16 protein-coding genes are annotated in these 20,116 nt (G+C 61.2%); 7 read left to right on the plus strand and 9 right to left on the minus strand.

Annotation, left to right across the window (positions count from 1 at the left end):
- The first annotated feature begins 67 nt into the window (after window positions 1-67).
- The 3 genes from gap (ACPF9B_RS07335) to gap (ACPF9B_RS07345) all read left to right on the plus strand — a co-directional run bounded on the left by gap (ACPF9B_RS07335) (window position 68) and on the right by gap (ACPF9B_RS07345) (window position 2,319).
- Entirely contained in the window at window positions 68-1,069 is a 1,002-nt protein-coding gene (gene gap, locus ACPF9B_RS07335) for a type I glyceraldehyde-3-phosphate dehydrogenase (protein ID WP_424176409.1), read from the plus strand.
- Window positions 1,070-1,094: 25 nt separating this feature from the next.
- Window positions 1,095-1,238 (plus strand): hypothetical protein, encoded by a 144-nt coding sequence (locus ACPF9B_RS07340; RefSeq protein WP_007204535.1) that lies wholly within the window; start codon window positions 1,095-1,097, stop codon window positions 1,236-1,238.
- Between the two features lie 79 nt (window positions 1,239-1,317).
- On the plus strand, window positions 1,318-2,319 hold the full coding sequence (gene gap / locus ACPF9B_RS07345) for a type I glyceraldehyde-3-phosphate dehydrogenase (protein ID WP_007204534.1): 1,002 nt from the start codon (window positions 1,318-1,320) through the stop codon (window positions 2,317-2,319).
- Between the two features lie 57 nt (window positions 2,320-2,376).
- On the opposite strand, the gene coaD is transcribed toward gap (ACPF9B_RS07345), so the two are convergent.
- The 3 genes from coaD to ACPF9B_RS07360 all read right to left on the minus strand — a co-directional run bounded on the left by coaD (window position 2,377) and on the right by ACPF9B_RS07360 (window position 4,343).
- Window positions 2,377-2,871: a pantetheine-phosphate adenylyltransferase gene (gene coaD / locus ACPF9B_RS07350; RefSeq protein ID WP_007204533.1), complete on the minus strand. Its 495-nt coding sequence runs from the start codon at window positions 2,869-2,871 to the stop codon at window positions 2,377-2,379.
- 96 nt (window positions 2,872-2,967) lie between these two features.
- On the minus strand, window positions 2,968-3,402 hold the full coding sequence (locus ACPF9B_RS07355) for a CBS domain-containing protein (protein ID WP_424176412.1): 435 nt from the start codon (window positions 3,400-3,402) through the stop codon (window positions 2,968-2,970).
- The gene (locus ACPF9B_RS07360; RefSeq protein ID WP_424176414.1) at window positions 3,399-4,343 is read right to left on the minus strand and encodes a LysR family transcriptional regulator; all 945 of its coding nucleotides are present in this window, start codon (window positions 4,341-4,343) and stop codon (window positions 3,399-3,401) included. The genes ACPF9B_RS07355 and ACPF9B_RS07360 overlap by 4 nt, the downstream gene beginning before the upstream one ends.
- A 95-nt stretch (window positions 4,344-4,438) precedes the next feature.
- On the opposite strand from ACPF9B_RS07360, the gene ACPF9B_RS07365 reads away from it, so the two are divergent.
- The 4 genes from ACPF9B_RS07365 to mmsB all read left to right on the plus strand — a co-directional run bounded on the left by ACPF9B_RS07365 (window position 4,439) and on the right by mmsB (window position 9,049).
- Window positions 4,439-5,938: a CoA-acylating methylmalonate-semialdehyde dehydrogenase gene (locus tag ACPF9B_RS07365; RefSeq protein ID WP_424176416.1), complete on the plus strand. Its 1,500-nt coding sequence runs from the start codon at window positions 4,439-4,441 to the stop codon at window positions 5,936-5,938.
- Window positions 5,939-6,030: 92 nt separating this feature from the next.
- Complete coding sequence (locus tag ACPF9B_RS07370) at window positions 6,031-7,167, plus strand: acyl-CoA dehydrogenase family protein (RefSeq protein ID WP_424176418.1); 1,137 nt, start codon at window positions 6,031-6,033, stop codon at window positions 7,165-7,167.
- Window positions 7,164-8,186 carry an enoyl-CoA hydratase/isomerase family protein gene (locus ACPF9B_RS07375; protein WP_424176420.1) on the plus strand — a complete coding sequence of 341 codons (1,023 nt, stop codon included), beginning with the start codon at window positions 7,164-7,166 and terminating at the stop codon, window positions 8,184-8,186. The genes ACPF9B_RS07370 and ACPF9B_RS07375 overlap by 4 nt, the downstream gene beginning before the upstream one ends.
- Entirely contained in the window at window positions 8,183-9,049 is an 867-nt protein-coding gene (gene mmsB, locus ACPF9B_RS07380; protein WP_424176422.1) for a 3-hydroxyisobutyrate dehydrogenase, read from the plus strand. The genes ACPF9B_RS07375 and mmsB overlap by 4 nt, the downstream gene beginning before the upstream one ends.
- A 64-nt stretch (window positions 9,050-9,113) precedes the next feature.
- Here the strand turns inward: mmsB and uvrA are convergent, their stop codons facing one another.
- The 6 genes from uvrA to ACPF9B_RS07410 form a co-directional block, all read right to left on the minus strand.
- Window positions 9,114-11,978, minus strand: a complete 2,865-nt coding sequence (uvrA, locus tag ACPF9B_RS07385) for an excinuclease ABC subunit UvrA (protein ID WP_007204526.1) — start codon at window positions 11,976-11,978, stop codon at window positions 9,114-9,116.
- 177 nt (window positions 11,979-12,155) lie between these two features.
- Window positions 12,156-13,550 (minus strand): dihydrolipoyl dehydrogenase, encoded by a 1,395-nt coding sequence (gene lpdA / locus ACPF9B_RS07390; protein ID WP_424176425.1) that lies wholly within the window; start codon window positions 13,548-13,550, stop codon window positions 12,156-12,158.
- A 100-nt stretch (window positions 13,551-13,650) separates the two neighbouring features.
- Window positions 13,651-14,232, minus strand: a complete 582-nt coding sequence (locus ACPF9B_RS07395) for a DUF924 family protein (RefSeq protein ID WP_424176427.1) — start codon at window positions 14,230-14,232, stop codon at window positions 13,651-13,653.
- Between the two features lie 99 nt (window positions 14,233-14,331).
- Entirely contained in the window at window positions 14,332-15,597 is a 1,266-nt protein-coding gene (locus tag ACPF9B_RS07400; protein WP_040482766.1) for an MFS transporter, read from the minus strand.
- Window positions 15,598-15,674: 77 nt separating this feature from the next.
- Window positions 15,675-16,730, minus strand: a complete 1,056-nt coding sequence (gene queA, locus ACPF9B_RS07405) for a tRNA preQ1(34) S-adenosylmethionine ribosyltransferase-isomerase QueA (protein WP_424176429.1) — start codon at window positions 16,728-16,730, stop codon at window positions 15,675-15,677.
- Entirely contained in the window at window positions 16,727-20,044 is a 3,318-nt protein-coding gene (locus ACPF9B_RS07410; protein ID WP_424176431.1) for a DUF3971 domain-containing protein, read from the minus strand. Before ACPF9B_RS07410 ends, queA begins: the two co-directional genes overlap by 4 nt.
- Window positions 20,045-20,116 lie beyond the last annotated feature (72 nt).

Here is a 20,116-nt window from a genome sequence, read left to right on the forward strand (position 1 = left end):
CAAGTCACTTTTTTCTGGACACCGCGGCATACAATCTGCACGACGCATGCAGACATAGGGGTGCCACATGACAATCACCATCGGGATCAACGGGTTTGGCCGCATCGGACGCTGCACATTGGCGCATATCACCGAAGCGGGACGCAATGACGTGCAGGTCGTCAAGATCAACGCCACCGGTCCCATCGCCACCAATGCGCATCTGCTGAAATACGATTCCGTGCATGGCAGGTTCGGCCATCCGGTGAGTGTTAAAGGCAATACGCTCGACCTTGGGCGCGGCCCCATCGACGTGATGTCAAGCTATGACCCCGCCACGCTGGATTGGGACGGCGTTGATGTCGTGCTCGAATGCACCGGCAAGTTCAACGACGGCCACAAGGCTGCCGTGCATCTGGACCGTGGCGCGCGCAAGGTGCTGATCTCGGCGCCTGCCACAAACGTGGACCGCACGGTGGTTTACGGCGTCAATCACCGCGACCTGCTGGCGACCGAACGGCTGGTGTCGAACGGGTCCTGCACCACCAATTGCCTTGCCCCGCTGGCCAAGGTCTTGAACGATGCCATCGGGATCGAACGCGGCATCATGACCACGATCCACAGCTATACCGGTGACCAGCCGACATTGGACCGCCGGCATGACGATCTGTATCGCGCACGCGCTGCCGCAATGGCGATGATCCCGACATCAACGGGTGCCGCCAAAGCCTTGGGCGAGGTGTTGCCCGAACTGGCAGGCAAGCTTGACGGCACCGCGATGCGCGTGCCCACCCCCAATGTCAGCGCCGTGGATCTGACATTCGAGGCGGGCAAATCCGTCAGCGTGGCAGAAGTCAACGCCATCGTGGCCGAGGCCGCAGGCGGGTATATGGGCATGGTCCTGGCCTATGATGACGAAGCCAAGGTCAGCATCGATTTCAACCACACCACACAAAGCTGCATCTTTGCCCCCGACCAGACCAAAGTCGTCGGCGGGCGCACGGTGCGGGTGCTGGCATGGTATGACAATGAATGGGGCTTTTCGGCGCGCATGGCCGATGTCGCTGCAACCATGGGGCGCTTGCAATAAGCGCAGTCATTGCTAGACCTGTGGCATGACGAATGGGATCGCGGTTTTTCTTCTTGTGCTGATCGGGGCGGCGCTGGCCTATGACGGGCTGGCGAACGATTGGCAGGCTTTCACCTTCAGCTTGCGCAAATTCGTCGATTTGACGGAATATCTCGCCTTTTGGCGCTGACCGGATGGGGATCGGCAGTTGACCTTTTGCGATAAATCGCAATGTTAGCGCCAACATTCATCCCCAAGGAGGATCAACCATGGCCGTCAAAGTAGCTATCAACGGATTTGGCCGGATCGGCCGCAACATCTTGCGCGCTATCATCGAATCCGGTCGCACCGATATCACGGTGGTGGCGATCAACGACCTTGGGCCGGTGGAAACCAATGCGCATCTGCTGCGGTTCGATTCGGTGCATGGCCGGTTCCCCGGCACTGTGACGACGACCGAAACCAGCATCGACGCAGGCCGTGGCCCGATTGCCGTGACCGCGATCCGCAATCCGGCTGACCTGCCATGGGGCGATGTCGATGTGGTGCTGGAATGCACGGGGATTTTCACCAGCAAGCAATCGTGTCAGGCGCATCTGTCCACCGGTGCAAAACGCGTCCTGATTTCCGCCCCCGGCACTGATGCCGACAAGACAATCGTCTTTGGCGTGAACCACCAGTCGCTGACCAAGGATGATATCATCGTCTCGAACGCGTCCTGCACCACGAACTGCCTGTCGCCGGTCGCCAAGGTGCTGAACGATGCCGTGGGGATCACCAAAGGTTTCATGACCACGATCCACAGCTACACGGGCGACCAGCCGACGTTGGACACAATGCACAAGGATCTGTACCGGGCGCGCGCTGCGGCCCTGTCGATGATCCCGACCTCGACCGGTGCGGCCAAGGCCGTGGGGCTGGTGCTGCCGGAACTGAATGGCAAGCTGGACGGTGTGGCGATCCGCGTGCCGACGCCGAATGTGTCGGTGGTCGATCTGACATTCGAAGCATCACGCGCGACCACTGCCGAGGAAATCAACAACGCGATCATCGCAGCCGCCGATGGCCCGTTGAAAGGTATCCTTGGCTATACCGCGCTGCCGATGGTCAGCTCCGATTTCAACCACGATCCGCATTCGTCGATCTTCCATCTGGACCAGACCAAGGTGCTCGATGGCAATATGGTGCGGATCCTGTCGTGGTATGACAACGAATGGGGCTTTTCCAACCGCATGGCGGATACAGCTGTTGCAATGGGCAAGCTTTTGTAATCAAACCGTTTTTGTAACAAAGAGCCGGTCCCCTTCGGGGCCGGCTTTTTTGTGCGCCTAGCCGCGCAGGCGCGCGATCAGGGCGTCATTCACAGCGGGGGTGACGAATTTCGACACATCACCACCCAAGCGCGCGATTTCCTTGACCAGTTTCGACGCGATCGCCTGATGTTCGGCCTCGGCCATCAGGAACACGGTTTCAATCGAATCGTCCAATATCCGGTTCATGCCAACCATCTGGTATTCATATTCGAAATCCGCAACAGCCCGCAGGCCACGGATGATCACATTGGCCCCCACATCATGGGCGCAGGTGATCAGCAGGTTTTCGAACGGATGCACGATAATTTCACAGCCAACGTCGCGGCCCAGCGGAACACATTCGGCTTCGACCATGGCCACGCGTTCTTCCAGCGTGAACATCGGGCCTTTGTCGCGATTGATCGCCACGCCGATGACCAGCCGGTCTACCAGCGATGCCGCCCGCCGCACAATATCAAGATGGCCCAGCGTGACCGGATCAAAGGTTCCGGGATAAAGACCTACGCGCATAAGGCACCTCTGGAAGAAAGAATATTGCGCGCAAGCAACACTATCGCGCGGCGGATTGCAACGGGCCAAGGAGGTTTGCAGGAAAACATGAACCGCCTAATGGCCCATGATCATCCCTTCGAGCGCGTCTTTTTCCATCGACAATTCCGACAGGCGCGCCTTGACCACATCACCGATGGAAATCAGCCCGATCATCGTGCCGTTGTCCATCACCGGCAGGTGGCGAAACCGGCCTTCGGTCATCATCTGCAACACCAGATCGGCACTGTCGGCGGTGGTGCAGGTGGTCAGCTTGGCTGTCATTATCTCTGACACGGGCGCAGACAGACAGGACACGCCACGTTTGCCCAATTCGCGCACGATGTCGCGTTCCGACAGGATACCGTCCAGCGTGACACCGTCACCAGACACAACCACTGTCCCGATCCGGTTTTGTGACAACAGCGTCACGGCAACGGTCACCATATCGGTCGGATTGACCGAGACAACACCCATATCGGCTTTGGTTTTCAGGATTTGCCCGACGATCATGATGTGTTCCCCCCATCCGCTGACGTTACTTCAGCCTGACAAACCGCAGGCGCATCTGTCAAGCACGCGATACGTTCAAGCCGCGCCACCTCGGCCAGCAGCCCCGCGCTGAGCGCGCTGGCAACCCGCGTCAGCCGGTCCGATTGCCGCGCCGATTTGTGCCGCACCAGATGCAAGGTCCGCGTCAGCGATACCTTGTCGGTCAGGATGCGCCGCAATTCAGGCGCAAAGGGCAGCGCGAAATCATGCACGATGCCCACGCCCGCCGCGCGGATCATCTGCAACTGCACCGCGACCGAATTGGACGCAAGCTGTACCCCCCCTGCCCCCAAGGCCCCCAGATAATCCAGTTCCTTGTCAAAAATCATATCGGGGATATAGCCAACGACAGGCCGCCCGCGCAGATCATCCAGCGTTTCGGCGGGGGGCGCATCGGCGCGCATCGCCAGATGCAGCTGGTAATCAGTGATCTTTTGCACGATCAGCTGGCCTGCGGCGGGCGGGCTGACGGTGATCGCCATATCAGCTTCGCGCCGCGACAGGTTGACGACACGCGGCAAGGCCAGCACCTGCATTTCCAGATCGGGATTGTCGCGTTGCAGCGCCGCACAGACCTGCGGCAGCAGGAAATTGGCAACACCGTCAGGCGCACCAATACGGATTTGGCCGGTCAGCGCCGTGGCGCCCCCGCGCGTTTCCTCGATGGCAAGCGCGAATTGCGTTTCAGCATCGGCGGCGCGGTCGCGCAAACGCTCTCCCAGATCGGTCAGCGCGTAGCCTTGGGGCGATTTCACAAACAAAGCCGCCCCAAGGCTGCGTTCCAGCCGCGTGATCCGGCGGCCAAGGGTGGCCGGGTCCATTTTCGTCAGCGGGGCTGCCGCAGACAGGCTTTCCATCCGCGCAACGGCCAGAAACACCCGCATGTCATCCCAATTATCCATTCTGTCCTGCATTAATGCAAAATGATTTTGGTATATTGTCTCTTTTACGGACAAAAACGCAAGGCTATAGTCCGCCAAACCCAATGGAGGATGCTATGCAGGAACTGACTCATTACATCGGCGGCGCACATGTCAAAGGCACGTCGGGCCGCTTTGCCGATGTCTATAACCCGGCGACCGGCGAAGTGCAGGCGCGCGTGCCGCTGGCCAATGCCGCCGAGATGGACAAGGCCGTGCAGATCGCCGCCGAGGCACAGCCCAAATGGGCCAAGGTCAATCCCCAACGCCGTGCGCGGGTGATGATGGCCTTTGTCGGCCTTTTGAACCGCGACATGGACAAGCTGGCCGAGGCTTTGTCGCGTGAACATGGCAAGACCATCCCCGACGCCAAGGGCGACGTCGTGCGCGGCTTGGAGGTTGTCGAATATTGCATCGGCGCGCCACAGCTGCTGAAAGGTGAATTCACCGACAGCGCCGGCCCCGGCATTGATATGTATTCGATGAAACAGGCGCTGGGTGTCACCGCCGGCATCACGCCCTTCAACTTTCCCGCCATGATCCCGATGTGGATGTTCGCCCCTGCGATTGCCTGCGGCAATGCGTTTATCCTCAAACCCTCCGAACGTGACCCGTCGGTCCCCTTGATGCTGGCCGAATTGATGGAAGAAGCGGGCCTGCCAAAAGGCATCCTGCAAGTCGTCAACGGCGACAAAGAAGCGGTGGATGCGATCCTTGACCATGACGTGATCCAGTCGATCGGGTTCGTCGGGTCCACCCCCATCGCGGAATATATCTATGGCCGCGGCTGCGCCAACGGCAAGCGCGTGCAATGTTTCGGCGGTGCCAAGAACCATATGATCATCATGCCCGATGCCGATATGGACCAAGCCGCCGATGCGCTGATCGGCGCGGGCTACGGTGCTGCAGGCGAACGCTGCATGGCGATTTCGGTCGCTGTCCCCGTGGGTGATGAAACCGCCGACCGCTTGATCGAAAAACTGGTCCCCCGCATCGAGGCGCTGAAGGTCGGCCCTTATACATCGGGCAATGACGTCGATTACGGCCCTGTCGTGACCGCCGCCGCCAAGGCAAACATCCTCAAACTGATCGAAAGCGGCGTGGCCCAAGGCGCCGATCTGGTTGTCGATGGCCGCGATTTCAAATTGCAGGGTTATGAGGACGGTTTCTTTGTCGGCCCGCATCTGTTTGACCAGGTGACCAAGGACATGGACATCTACACCAAGGAAATCTTTGGCCCCGTCCTGTCCGTCGTGCGCGCCCAAAACTATGAAGAAGCCTTGGGTCTGGCAATGGACCATGAATATGGCAATGGCACCGCGATTTTCACCCGCGACGGCGACGCCGCGCGCGATTTCGCCAACCGGATCAATATCGGTATGGTGGGCATCAACGTGCCGATCCCCGTGCCTTTGGCCTATCACACCTTTGGTGGCTGGAAGAAATCCATGTTCGGCGATCTGAACCAGCACGGGCCGGATGCGTTCAAATTCTACACCCGTACCAAGACGATCACCTCGCGCTGGCCATCGGGCATCAAGGACGGTAGCGCCTTTTCCATCCCGCTGATGGAATGAACTTGTCGGCAAGGGCGCACGCCGCCCTTGCCAAACCACCCGCAGGCGCGCAATAATTAAACAAGTGTTCATTTCTTGCTGGGAGAGGCACCATGGACTTTGCGCTGACCGAGGAACAATCCGCAATTTTCGACATGGCGCTGGCCTTCGGGCAAGAGCATATCGCGCCCTTTGCGCGTGACTGGGATAGCGACGGCACCATCCCCAAAGCCCTGTGGCCGAAACTGGCCGAGCTTGGGTTCGGCGGGCTTTATGTGTCCGAGGACAGCGGCGGCGCGGGCCTGTCGCGCCTTGACGCGACACTGGTGTTCGAGGCGTTGTCATACTCCTGCGCGTCCGTCGCGGCGTTTTTATCAATCCACAACATGTGCGCGCGGATGATCGACAGCTATGGGTCCGATGATCTCAAGGCGCGCATCCTGCCGCGCGCTTTGTCGATGGACCTGATCCTGTCCTATTGCCTGACCGAACCCGGCTCTGGCTCTGACGCCGCGGCGCTGAAAACCCGCGCGACCTGCAACAATGAAACCTATCTGCTGACCGGCACCAAGGCCTTCATTTCCGGCGGTGGCTATTCGGACGCCTATATCGTGATGGCCCGCACCGGCGACGCAGGCCCCAAGGGGATCAGCGCGATCCTGATCGAAGGCGACGCCCCCGGGCTGTCGTTCGGCGGGCTCGAGGACAAGATGGGCTGGCGGTCGCAACCCACGCGGCAGGTACAGCTTGACGATTGCGCGACACCTTTGGGCAATCTTTTGGGGGTCGAAGGCCAAGGGTTCAGCTATGCGATGGCCGGGCTGGACGGCGGGCGGCTGAATATCGCGGCCTGTTCCATCGGGGCTGCGCAATGCGCGCTCGATCAGACGTTGGCCTATATGAAAGACCGCAAAGCCTTTGGCCAATCGCTCGACCAGTTCCAGGGCCTGCAATTCCGGCTGGCGGATTCCGAAATCGCGCTGCAATCGGCGCGGACCTTCCTGCGGCAAGCGGCGTGGAAGCTCGACACGGGCGCGCCGGATGCCACGAAATTCTGCGCCATGGCGAAAAAGCTCTGCACCGAAACCGGCAGCATGGTGGCCGATCAATGCCTGCAACTGCACGGCGGCTATGGCTATCTGGCCGATTACGGGATCGAGAAAATCGTGCGCGACCTGCGGGTGCATCAGATTTTGGAAGGCACGAACGAGATTATGCGCCTGATCACCGCGCGCCAAATGATCCGATGAGCGACATCATCATCCGCAAGGACGGGCGCGCGGGGCTGATCACGCTGAACCGGCCCAAGGCGCTGAACGCGCTGACCTGGGACATGTGTCTCGCGATCGAGGCAGCGCTGGATGACTGGCGCACGGACCATCTGGTTGACCTGATCTTGATCGACGGCGCGGGGGATCGCGCCTTTTGTTCGGGTGGCGATATCGCAGATATGTATGCCAGCGCGCAGCGTCGCGATTTTGGCTATGGCCAGCGGTTCTGGCGCGACGAATACCGGCTGAACCGCAAAATCCACCATTACCCCAAACCCATCGTCACCTTTCTGCACGGTTTCACCATGGGCGGCGGTGTCGGTATCGGCTGCCACGCCAGCCACCGGATTGTCTGTGATGACAGCCGGATCGCCATGCCCGAATGCAGCATCGGGCTGGTGCCGGATGTGGGCGGCTCACTGATCCTTGCGCGCGCAGAGGGCTATCTGGGAAGCTATCTGGGCCTGACGGGCGACAGGATGGATGCAGGCGATGCGATCCATGCCGGTTTCGCCGACCATTACATCGCAGCCCCCTCTTGGGAGGCACTGAAATCGGTCCTGATCACAACAGGCAATGTGGCGGCGATCCAACCAAGCCCGCCGCCACCAAGCCGCCTGAAAGACTGGCAAAAAGCCATCGACGCGGCCTTTGGCACGCCTGACCTCACCGATATCCGCACAAAGCTGGCAGCGCAGGGTGGCACGCTCGCCGATCACGCGCTGCCATTGCTGGACTATAACGCACCGCTGGCCATGGCCGTGGCCGCGCGGATCATCGGCGCTGTCCGGCGCGACCCCCGGATCGAAACAGCGCTGGACCATGAATTCCGCTATACTTTCCGCTGCGCCGCGCAGGGCGATTTCATCGAAGGCATCCGCGCCGCAATTATCGACCGCGACCGCAGCCCGCGCTGGCAAAATTACACATACGACGACATCACCGCGATGACCGCCCCCTTGGGCAAGGACGCACTGATCTGGGAGGATGCAACATGAAAATCGGCTTTATCGGGCTTGGCAATATGGGCGCGCCGATGGCCGCCAACCTCGCGCGCGACCATGAGGTGACAGGCTTTGACCCCGTGGCACAGCCCACTGGCCTGACCCTGGCCCCCAGCGCGGCTGCGGCGGCGCAAGACGCCGATGTGGTCATCACCATGCTGCCCGATGGCAATATCCTGCGCGCAGTCGCGGCAGAGCTCCATCCCGCGATGAAACAGGGTGCGATCCATCTGGATTGCTCGACCGTCGATGTGGACAGCGCGCGCACCGTCGCAACACAGGCAATAGCCCACGGGCTGCACGCCATCGACGCGCCCGTCTCGGGCGGGATCGGGGGCGCCACAAACGGCACGCTGACCTTCATGGCCGGCGGCCCGCTGCCCGCGTTCGAGACGGTCGCACCGCTGTTTGCCATCATGGGGCAAAAGGCGGTGCATTGCGGGGCGGCGGGCAACGGGCAGGCCGCGAAAATCTGCAACAACATGATCCTCGGCGTGACAATGATCGCCACCTGCGAAGCTTTCGCGCTGGCCGACAAGCTGGGCCTTGACCGGCAGGCGATGTTCGATGTGGTCAGCACCTCATCGGGCGCGTCATGGTCGATGACCAGCTATTGCCCCGCCCCCGGCATCGGCCCTGTCAGCCCCGCCGACAACGGCTATCAACCCGGTTTTGCCGCGGAACTGATGCTCAAGGACCTGCGCCTCAGCCAGCAGGCCGCCGAAGCGGCCCAAGCCGACACGCCACTGGGTCAGGCTGCCACCGCGCTTTACGCGCGTTTCGTCGAAACCGAGGATGGGCGCGGCAAAGACTTTTCTGCCATGCTGCCACGGTTTGAAACACGCCAGCGCCCGTAACTTCTTATTTCCAAAAATACTCCCGCGCGGCGCGCCCGCCCGATCCCGAAGGATCGGGTGGTCCCTACTCCGCCGCGACCTTGCGCGGTGTCAGCATCGGTTTCAGATACCGCCCCGTATGGCTTTCGGCGACCTCGGCTACCTGTTCGGGCGTGCCAACCGCCACGATCCGGCCGCCGCCATCGCCGCCTTCGGGGCCGATGTCGATGACATGATCGGCGGTTTTGACCACATCAAGGTTATGTTCGATCACCACCACCGAATTGCCCTGATCGACAAGTTCGTGCAGCACTTCCAGCAGCTTGCGCACGTCTTCGAAATGCAGGCCCGTTGTGGGTTCATCAAGGATATAAAGCGTGCGTCCCGTGGACCGGCGCGCCAGTTCCTTGGACAGCTTCACGCGCTGCGCCTCGCCGCCTGACAGGGTCGTGGCCTGCTGGCCGACCTTGATATAGCTCAGCCCTACGCGCATCAGCGCATCCATTTTTTCGCGGATCGACGGCACAGCGGTAAAAAAGCCCTGCGCTTCTTCCACCGTCATATCCAGCACATCGGCGATGCTTTTGCCCTTGAACTTGATCTCCAACGTTTCGCGGTTATAGCGCGCGCCCTTGCAGGTTTCGCAGGTGACATAGACATCGGACAGAAAATGCATCTCGATCTTGATGACGCCGTCGCCCTGGCAGGCCTCGCAGCGGCCCCCCTTGACGTTAAAGCTGAACCGCCCCGGCTTGTAGCCGCGCGCCTTGGCCTCGGGCAGACCCGCAAACCAGTCGCGGATCGGGGTGAAGGCGCCGGTATAGGTCGCAGGGTTCGACCGTGGGGTACGCCCGATGGGGCGCTGGTCGATGTCGATGACCTTGTCGAGATGCTCGAACCCTTTGATCGTCTCGCAGGGTGCAGGCGTCTGGCGCGCCCCGTTCAGTTTCTGGGACGCGTTCTTGAACAGGGTTTCAATCGTCAGGGTGGATTTGCCGCCACCCGATACGCCGGTGACACACACGAACATGCCCAGCGGGAAATCCGCCGTCACATCGTGCAGGTTATTGCCGCTGGCCTTGACCACTGTAATCTTTTTGCCTTTGCCCTTGCGGCGGGTCTTGGGCACGGCGATTTCGCGCTTGCCGGTCAGATATAGCCCTGTGATCGAATTTTCATTCGCCATGATCTCGGCCGGAGTGCCTTGCGCCACAACCTGCCCGCCATGCACGCCCGCCCCCGGTCCGATGTCAAAGACATAATCGGCCTCGCGGATCGCCTCTTCGTCATGTTCCACAACGATCACGGTATTGCCCTGATCGCGCAGGTTTTTCAGCGTGGTCAGCAGGCGGTCATTGTCGCGCTGGTGCAGCCCGATGCTGGGCTCGTCCAGCACATAAAGCACGCCTTGCAACCCCGACCCGATCTGGCTGGCCAGACGGATGCGCTGGCTTTCGCCGCCTGACAGAGTACCCGAATTGCGCGCCAGGGTCAGATAATCCAACCCGACATTGTTCAAAAACCCCAGCCGCTCGCGGATTTCCTTCAGGATCGCGACGGCGATTTCGTTCTTTTGCTTGCTCAGGCTGTCAGGGACGGTCAGGCACCAGTCATAGGCTTCCTTGATCGACATCTGCACGACTTGGCCGACATGTTGGCCACCGATCTTTACCGCCAGCGCCTCGGCCCGCAACCGGTAACCACCGCAGGTGCCGCAGGACCGGTTGTTCTGATAAGCTTCGAATTCTTCGCGGATCCAGTTACTGTCGGTCTCACGATAGCGGCGTTCCATATTGGGGATCACGCCTTCAAAAGGGCGTTCAACCTGATAGACGCGCCCGCCTTCGTCATAGCGGAACTTGATTTCCTCGGAGCCGGACCCGCGCAGGAACACATTGTGCACCTTTGGGTCAAGGTCTTTCCAGCGGGCGTTCTTGTTGAACCCGTAATGTTTGGCGATGGATTCGATGGTTTGCAGGAAATAGGGCGATTTGCCCTTGCGCCACGGGGCCAGCGCACCGTCGGATATTTTCAGCGTGACATCGGGGACGACCAATTGTTCGTCAAAGAACAATTCCACCCCCAGCCCGTCACAATCGGGGCAAGCGCCAAAAGGCGCGTTAAAGGAAAACAGGCGCGGTTCAATTTCAGGAATCGTGAAACCGGACACCGGACAGGCGAATTTTTCCGAAAACGTGATGCGTTCAGGCGCGCCCTCACCCTCGGCGGGGGCGGTTTCCAGCACGGTGATCCCGTCGGCAAGGTCAAGTGCGGTGCGAAAACTGTCCGCCAGCCGCGTTTCCAGCCCCGCACGCACAACGATCCGGTCCACGACCACGTCGATGTCATGGCGGAATTTCTTGTCCAATGTCGGCGGTTCGTCCAATTCATAGAACTGTCCGTCCACCTTGACCCGCTGAAAGCCCTGTTTGCGCAGGTCCAGAAATTCCTTGCGGTATTCGCCCTTGCGGTCGCGGATGATCGGGGCCAGCAAATAGCCGCGCGTGCCTTCGGGCAGGGCCATGACACGGTCCACCATATCCTGCACCTGCTGGGCCTCGATCGGCAGGCCGGTGGCGGGGGAATAGGGCGTTCCGGCACGGGCAAACAGCAGACGCAGATAATCGTAGATTTCGGTAATCGTACCGACGGTGGACCTTGGGTTCTTGCTGGTGGTCTTTTGTTCGATGGAAATCGCGGGGCTGAGGCCGCTGATGTGATCGACATCGGGCTTTTCCATCATGTCGAGGAACTGGCGCGCATAGGCGGACAGAGATTCCACATAGCGCCGCTGCCCTTCGGCATAGATCGTATCGAAGGCGAGCGACGATTTGCCGGACCCCGACAGGCCGGTGATCACGACAAGCTGGTCGCGCGGTATATCCACATCGATGTTCTTGAGGTTATGTTCGCGCGCGCCGCGCACCGCGATATATTTCAGCTCTGCCATGGGTCATCCCTCGTCCAAGCCCTGCACATAAGCCGACAGGCGCGCCGGTCCAATGGCTTTCCGGAACATTCATAGAACATTTACAGATTTATTTGCAAGCACGGCCTAAGGCGCGGCCTGCAATTGACAAGCCGCGCCTTTGGCAGGGGTAAGGTGGGTTTGAACCCAACCTACGGGTCACATGTGGATCACGCGGTCATAAGCATCCAACACGCTTTCATGCATCATTTCCGACAGGGTCGGATGCGGGAAAACGGTGTTCATCAGGTCTTCTTCGGTGGTTTCCAACTGGCGACCGATGACATAGCCTTGGATCAGTTCGGTCACTTCCGCGCCGACCATATGCGCGCCGAGCAATTCGCCGGTCTTGGCGTCGAACACTGTCTTGATCAGACCTTCGGGTTCGCCCAAGGCCACGGCCTTGCCGTTGCCGATAAAGGGGAACTTTCCAACCTTGACAGTATAGCCCAATTCCTTGGCCTTCGCCTCGGTATAGCCGACGGATGCGACCTGCGGGTGACAATAGGTGCAGCCTGCGATGCTTTCGGGTTTGACGGGATGGGCATGTTTGCCCGCGATCAATTCGGCGACCATCACGCCTTCGTGGCTCGCCTTATGCGCCAGCCATGGCGCGCCCGCGATATCGCCGATGGCATAAAGCCCTTCGACCCCGGTGCGGCAATATTCATCGGTCACCACATGGGTGCGGTCGATCGTGACGCCCAAAGCCTCTAGCCCCAGCCCTTCGGTATTGCCCACGATACCGACGGCGCTGATCACGGTGTCAAACTCCCGCGTCTCGACCTTGCCGCCGCTTTCGATATGGGCAGTGACCTTGTCCTTGGCGCGGTCAAGCTGTTTGACCGTCGCCTTTTCCATGATCACCATGCCCTGCTTGACGAATTGCTTTTTCGCAAAGGCGCTGATTTCTGCATCCTCGACAGGCAGGACGCGGTCCATCACTTCGACCACAGTCGTTTCGGCACCCAAAGTGTTGTAGAAGCTGGCAAATTCGATGCCGATGGCACCCGATCCGATGACCAGCAGTTTTTTGGGCATATGCGGTGGCACCAGCGCGTGGCGGTAGGACCAGACACGCGCGCCATCCGCCTCCAGCCCCGGCAGGTTGCGCGCACGCGCACCGGTGGCCAGCACGATGTTTTTGGCGGTCAGTTCCTCGGTGCCGGTTTCGGTTTTCACCGAGACCTTGCCCTTGGCGGGGATCGTCGCCTCGCCCATGATGACGGTGACCTTGTTTTTCTTGAGCAGATGCTTGACGCCGCCTTCCATCTGCTTGGCCACACCGCGCGAACGTTTGACCACGGCGTCCAGATCATAGCTGACCTTTTCCACGCTCAGGCCGAATTCCTTGGCGCGGTGCATCAGATGGAACACTTCGGAGGATCGCAGCATCGCCTTGGTCGGGATACAGCCCCAGTTCAGACAAATCCCACCCAGATTTTCGCGCTCGACCACCACAACATTCATGCCCAGCTGTGCCGCTCGGATCGCGGCCACATAACCGCCGGGACCAGCCCCGATAACGATCAGATCAAAGTTTTTCGCAGCCATCTGGCCCTCCCTGTTCAGAATTAGTTGAACGTTAAACTAATTTGGCGGCGACCTCCAGTGACCTTGGGTCATATCAGCTATCGCGCGGATGCAAGGCAGTTCAGGCCGGTTTTTCCTGCAACGCGCGCAGGGCAAAGCCATATCCGCCCGCATCCAGAAACGTCTGTTCAGCAGGGCTGGTGCGCCGCCCAAGGGCCGCGTTGCGATAGGGAAAGCGCCCGAAATCACGGATGATCCGGCGATGCGCGCGGGCATGGTCGCGGTTGTTGTCGCCGGTTTCGGGCATCCGTGAATGGATCAGACGGACAGCACGGTCCTGATCGGACAGGGTTTCGGAATGCATCAGCGGCAGATAGAAAAACTGGCGCGCGGGTTCTGCGATTTTCATGTCCCAATTGCGGTCAATCGCCATCTTGGCGGCAGCCAGACCCAGAAAATCGGTCGAAAACGCCTTGGCCGTGTCGCGGAACATGTTACGCGGGAATTGATCGGTCAGGATGATATAGGCCAGCGTGCCGGTCGCATGGGTCAACCACAGCCCCAGCGACCCTTCGGTCGCGTCCTGCCATGTCTGTTCGAAACGGTCACGGATCAGGGCATCAAAATCCGGATCGGATTTGTACCAATCCGCCGGGGAACATTCATCAAGCCAGAAGGCCAGAACCTCGTCTTCGCGCGTCACTGTCCCGTCCCCCGCTGATGCTGTCCCTCGGATCAAAGGAACAGACAAATCGTGATCTGACAAGAGCTTCGTGGCAAACGCGCCGCGATTTCGCGCGGTCTAGTCGGTGCGGGCCGCGATTTCGTCGCTGGCGGCGTCCAGATAAACCTCTTGCGCGACACCGACAGCAACGGCGGATGATCCGGCCGATACCGGCGCATATGGCACCTGATCCAGATCCAGCGCACCGCGATCACGCTGCGTGGCCCGTACCATGCCAAAGATGCCAACCCCCAGCATCAGAACAGCGGTGAACAGCCAAAACCCGTTATCGCCGATCACATCCATCATCAGACCCACGATCAACGGCCCCATGATCGCGCCCAGCCCGTTGATGAACAACAGCCCGCCGGATGCGGCTGCCATATCCTCTTTTTCGAGGTAATCGTTGGTATAGGCGATCAGCAGCGCATAAAGCGGATTGGACGTGCCACCCACGATGGCCCCGCTGAGGATGATCAGCAAAAAGCTGCCCGGCACGATAAAGGCGATCAGCGACCCCAGACCGCCCAGCATGGCGATCCAGATGATCAGCCTGCGCCGGTCCATCCTGTCAGACAGCCAGCCGATCGGATATTGCAGCACCAAAGCCGCCACATAGATAGCCGAGATAAAGAACGAAATTTCCCCCACGCTCAGCCCTACGCGGCTGCCGTACACCGCCGACATGCCGAATTGCGCGGCAAACACACCGCCCAGCAGGAACATGCCCGCACAGCCCAAGGGCGAGGTTTTGATCAGGTCCTTGATCTTCATCGGTTTGGTCGCGGAAAAGGCGGGCATCGGGCGCGCCGATAACAGCACCGGCGCAAAGGCCAGCGACACCAGAACCGACGGGATGATAAAGATCACATAGCCCGACACATCACCGATACTGACGACATATTGCGCGAACACGATCCCCGCCATCTGCACGATCATGTAAAGGGACAGCGCCTTGCCACGATTGGCATTGCTGGACGCGTCGTTCAGCCAGCTTTCGGCAGTGATATAGACGCCACAGAAACAAAACCCCATGATCACCCGCCCGACGGTCCAGGCAATCGGGTCCACCAATGTCGGATACAAGATCAGCACGGCCGAAATCATCGACCCCATCGCCGCAAACACCCGCACATGCCCGACACGGCGGATCAGTTCAGGCGTGAAACGTGACGAAAACAGGAATCCCAGAAAATAGGCCGACATCACGACGGACAAAGCCAGCGTGCTGAAACCTTCCATCTCGCCGCGCAGGCCCAGCAATGTGCCTTGCAGCCCGTTGCCCACCATCAACAGGAACATCCCCAGAAAGAGAGCCCATGATCCTGTTAATACCTGAAACATCCTGTCCCCCTAGGGCTTGGTCCAAGCCCGCCGTGTGACCTGATCATAACCGGATTGCAATGCAACCGGGGCGACAATCACGCGCGGTCAGGTAACAAAAGCGACGCATCCCCGTAAGAAAAGAACCTGTAGCGTTCGGCAATGGCATGGGCATAGATCGCCTTGATCCGGTCCATGCCCATCAGCGCCGAGACCAGCATCATCAGCGTGGATTTCGGCAGATGGAAATTGGTCATCAGCCCGTCCGCAATCTGGAACGTGAAACCCGGCGTGATGAAAATATCCGTAGGCCCAGTCCAGGGCTGCAATTGCCCGCCTTTGGCCGCGCTTTCGATCAGCCGCAGCGCGGTTGTCCCCACGGGGATCACGCGCTTGCCCGCCGCCTTGGTGGCGTTGATCTGGGCGGCGGCTGTCGCTGTCACCTCGCCCCATTCGGCATGCATCTTGTGCTCGCTTACGTCATCGACCTTGACCGGCAAAAAGGTGCCAGCCCCCACATGCAAGGTCACATAAGACATCGTCACACCGCGCGCCGCCAAGGCCTGCAACAAGGGCCCGTCAAAATGCAGTGATGCGGTGGGGGCCGCGACAGCGCCTGCGTGCTTTGCCCAAAAGGTCTGGTAATCATCCATGTCGGCGGCATCCGCCGCACGTTTCGCCGCGATGTAGGGCGGCAAGGGCATCGCCCCCACGGCATTCAGCGCCGCGTCGAAATCATCACCCGTCAAGTTGAATTGCAGATAGGCCTGCCCGTCACCGCGCCCTGTCATGGTTGCGGACAGATCGGCGGAAAACACCACAACCTCGCCGTCACGCAGCTTTTTCAGCGGCTTGACCAGCGCCGACCAGCTGCCATCGGCGCGCGGCTCCAGCAAGGTTACCTCGATCCGCGCGCTGGTATCGCCCGCCTCGCCAGACCGCGCGCGGGTGCCGTTCAGCCGCGCGGGGATCACCTTGGTGTCGTTCAGCACCAGACGGTCGCCCGGTTGCAGAATGTCCACCAGATCAGTGACGATCTGGTCCGCGATCCGGTCGCCCTGCGCGAGCAACAACCGCGCCGAGGATCGTGGCCGCGCGGGACGCGTGGCGATCAGCGCCTCGGGCAGGTCGAAATCAAAATCGCTCAGTTTCATTGGATAAGCTCCGGTGGCGGGCGGCGAAAAATTTCGCGGAAAAGGCCGGGGGTCAATGCCGACAGCGGGTTTACGCTAACGCGCGGCGCATCCGGTGTCCCCGCGATGGTGAAATTGAAGCCGACCAGCCCCTCCCCCTTGCGGGTCAGGAACGCGCCGATGCTGTTAACCAGATAGAACGGAGACACGACACCCTGCAAATCAAACCCCTTGGCCGCCAGCGTGTAAATCCCGTTGACCGCAATGCCAAGCCCCGGACCGACCGCGCTGGCCTGCGACACGATGACCTCATCGGGGGTCAGGCGGAACTGGACATCGACCTCGTCAAAGGACAGCCCCTGCCCGTCCATCTGTTGCAGCAGACCCACGACGCTGATCGCATCCAGCAAGGCCGCGATGGTCGGCGCATCGCGCACCCGCACCGACCGGACGGCCAAGACCCCGTCGAAAGTGCCAGCATCCGCCGCAGGCAAAAGCGTCAGGTCGAGCGTGCCACCAATCGCGCTGCGAAACAGCCCGGAGGCCAGCAAGACATTGCCCGCATCATCGCTGCGCAGCCTGATCGCGGACCGCCCGGCGCGCGGCGCGATGGTGCCGGTGACAGCAGCGGAATCGTTGATGCGCGCACTGAATTGCCCGATGAACCCCGCAACGCTTGTGAAATCGCCGCGAAATCCGGTCAGCACCAAGCCTTCGGTCACGACCAGGCGGTCCAGCGCGATCTGCACCGGGCTGCCGCCCGCCCCGCCCTGCACCCCGCCGCCAGCCCCGAACCGCGCGCGGCGCAGGTCGATCATGCCACCTTGGACCACAATGGCGGGGGCCTGATCGGCACCGCGCCCGTTCAAGGTGACAGGCGCATCCAGCCAATTGCCGATGCGCAGCCGCGAAAACGCCGCTTGCGCCAAGCCGCCACCAGCGGCCATCGTGATGCGTCCTTCGGCTTGCAAGCCGCCACCGCTGATCGACAGGCGGGTGATTTCGGGGACAGGGCCAAGACGGCCTTCGATGCGCAGATCGCCCTTGGTCGCGGCGGCTTTGGCCCAGCCAATCGGCGGCAGCGCCAGCCGCAGCCCGTCAAGATCAGAGGTCAGTACGAACTGCGGCGGCGCGTCCGGTTGCAGCGTGACCTGCAACCGCGCGGCGGCGGCACCGCTGATCATGCCGGGCGGCAACGCGACCCCGAAGGCGCGCAAAGCTGCGTCCGAAATCATCAGCTCCGCCTGCAACTGGCTACCGCGCGGCGCATTACGCGCAAAGCTGCGCGTCCATTGCGCATCGGCGGCGACACCGTCCAGCTGCACGGGGCCAGTGATCGAAAGGCCCGTCTCATCGACCGCCACCTGCATGCCGGCCGCTGTCAGCACCCGCCCCGGCACCAGCAGGTCGCTGCGCATATCTGTCAAATCGACCCCGATGTCGAAACGCACCATTTCGCGTGGTGTGCGCTTGAGCAAGGGCCAGTTCACACTGCCTTGCGCCTGTGCATTGGCCTGGGCAATGGTGACAGGCAGACCGGCCTTGTCCAGAAAGGCGAAAGGCGGCTGATTGATCACCGACAAAAGGTCTGGCAGGCGGCTTTGTGCCTGCAGGTCCAGCGTCGCAAGGCCCGGCTTTTGGCGCAGGTCCGCGATGGCAAAGCTGGTGCCGTCAAGCTGGATAGGCCCGCCGTGTGGCGCGATCATCATGCCGTTATCCACAACGATCACAAAGCGGTGGTCGATCAAATGCCCAGTGCCACGCGCCTGCGTCACCGGCGGCAGCGCAGGCATCACCCGCACGGCGGCATCGGCAAAGCTGAAATGGCCTGCGATAATGGGCGGCTGTCCGGGCTCCAGACGCAGGCCAAAATGCAGGTCCGACAACTGGCCTGCAAGCATGTTGCGGTCAAACCAGTCGCGGGTGCCGGGCCGAAACCCGTTGGGCCAAACTGCGCGCAGCCGGTCCGGCGCCAGCGCGTCGATCACAGCATCAACCGCCACCTGCCAGCCAGCATCCGTGGCCGCGATCCGGCCCTGCGCCATGACGCGCGACGCACCATCGCGCACGATTGCCTGCCCGATATCAACCACGAAAGGGTCAAGCGACAACCGCAGATCCACGCTCGCCCCGTCGATCAGCGGTGGTACATCAAACAGGCCCGGCGGGTTCAGCGCCACATCGCGCAGCTGGAATTGTGCCAGCAAGGCGCGCGGCAGACCATCGGCGAAATCGCGCAGATAGGCATCGCCGCTGGCCTGCAGGCTGCCCCATTCGCTTTGCACCGCGATGTCGCTGAACCGGATCAGGTCCAGAATCGGGTCATAGGTCAGCTCGGCCCGCGCGGCGCTGAACCCCACGGGGTCGGACGCGGGCGTCGGTTGCAGCACCCCTGCCCCGATATCGAGCGAGGCCCGCAACGCCCCCAGCGCGCCAGTCTCATCAAGCGTGGTGCGCAATGTGGCCGACAAAGGCGCAGCCACATCGCGCAGCCAGTTCAGCGCCGGCGATTGCGCTGCGATATCGCTGGCCGCGATATTGTTGATCGTCACTGCCAGATCGGCGGCACGGCTGTCGCGCGGGCTGGCATAGGACAACAGCGCCGTGGTCACATCGGCCCGCCCCGACAACAGCGCCAGTTCCGCCTGCACCGTCAACTGTCCGCCGCGCATGTCCAGATCGACCTGCCCGCCATCGACGGTCCAGTTCCGCCTTGCGCGGGCGTCATCGTAATTGACAATCAATCCGGACACCTGCGCTGTGCGCAGGGCATCGAACACGGGCCGGTCAAGGAACAGATCAATTTCATCCAGCCATTCCGGCAGGCTGCGTGTGCGCAACTGGTTGCCGGCCCCCAGCGCCAGCCCAAGGCTGCCGTCGCGCGCGCGGCGCAGGTTGATCTGTGCGCCGATGATGCGCACCTGTTGGACCAGTACCGCGCGTTGCAAGATCACGCCGCGCGGGGACAGGTCAGCCTCGACCACCGGTATCCGCGTGACCAGCGCCCCGTTGCGGTCGATCAGCTGGGTGTCGATCAGCCGGATGGTCGGGTGCAGGTCGCGCCCGATCCGCACCGATATCGCGGCAAAGCGCAAACGCCCGCCATCCAGCACTTCGGTCCCGCGGTCTTGCACCTGCGCGGTGATCCAGCTTGGGGCGGTAATCTCGCGGTCGATGATCATGACGCCAGCCACCAGCGCAAAGACCAGCGGCATCAGACAAACCAGCAGCACGCCGCGCAGCACCAGGCGGACACGCGACAGCGGCCATAGGGCGCGGACGGGGTCGGCTGGCTGCGGCTGGTCTGGCACTGGCTCTGGAATTGGATCTGGCAAGGATTCTCCGCCCATGGGGTCACTGGTCCCTTTATCTTTGACACCATGGAACTAAAACAAGGCAATCAAAAC

It is taken from the genome of Yoonia sp. TsM2_T14_4, from assembly GCF_049602355.1.
In the GTDB taxonomy this organism is placed as follows: domain Bacteria; phylum Pseudomonadota; class Alphaproteobacteria; order Rhodobacterales; family Rhodobacteraceae; genus Yoonia; species Yoonia vestfoldensis_A.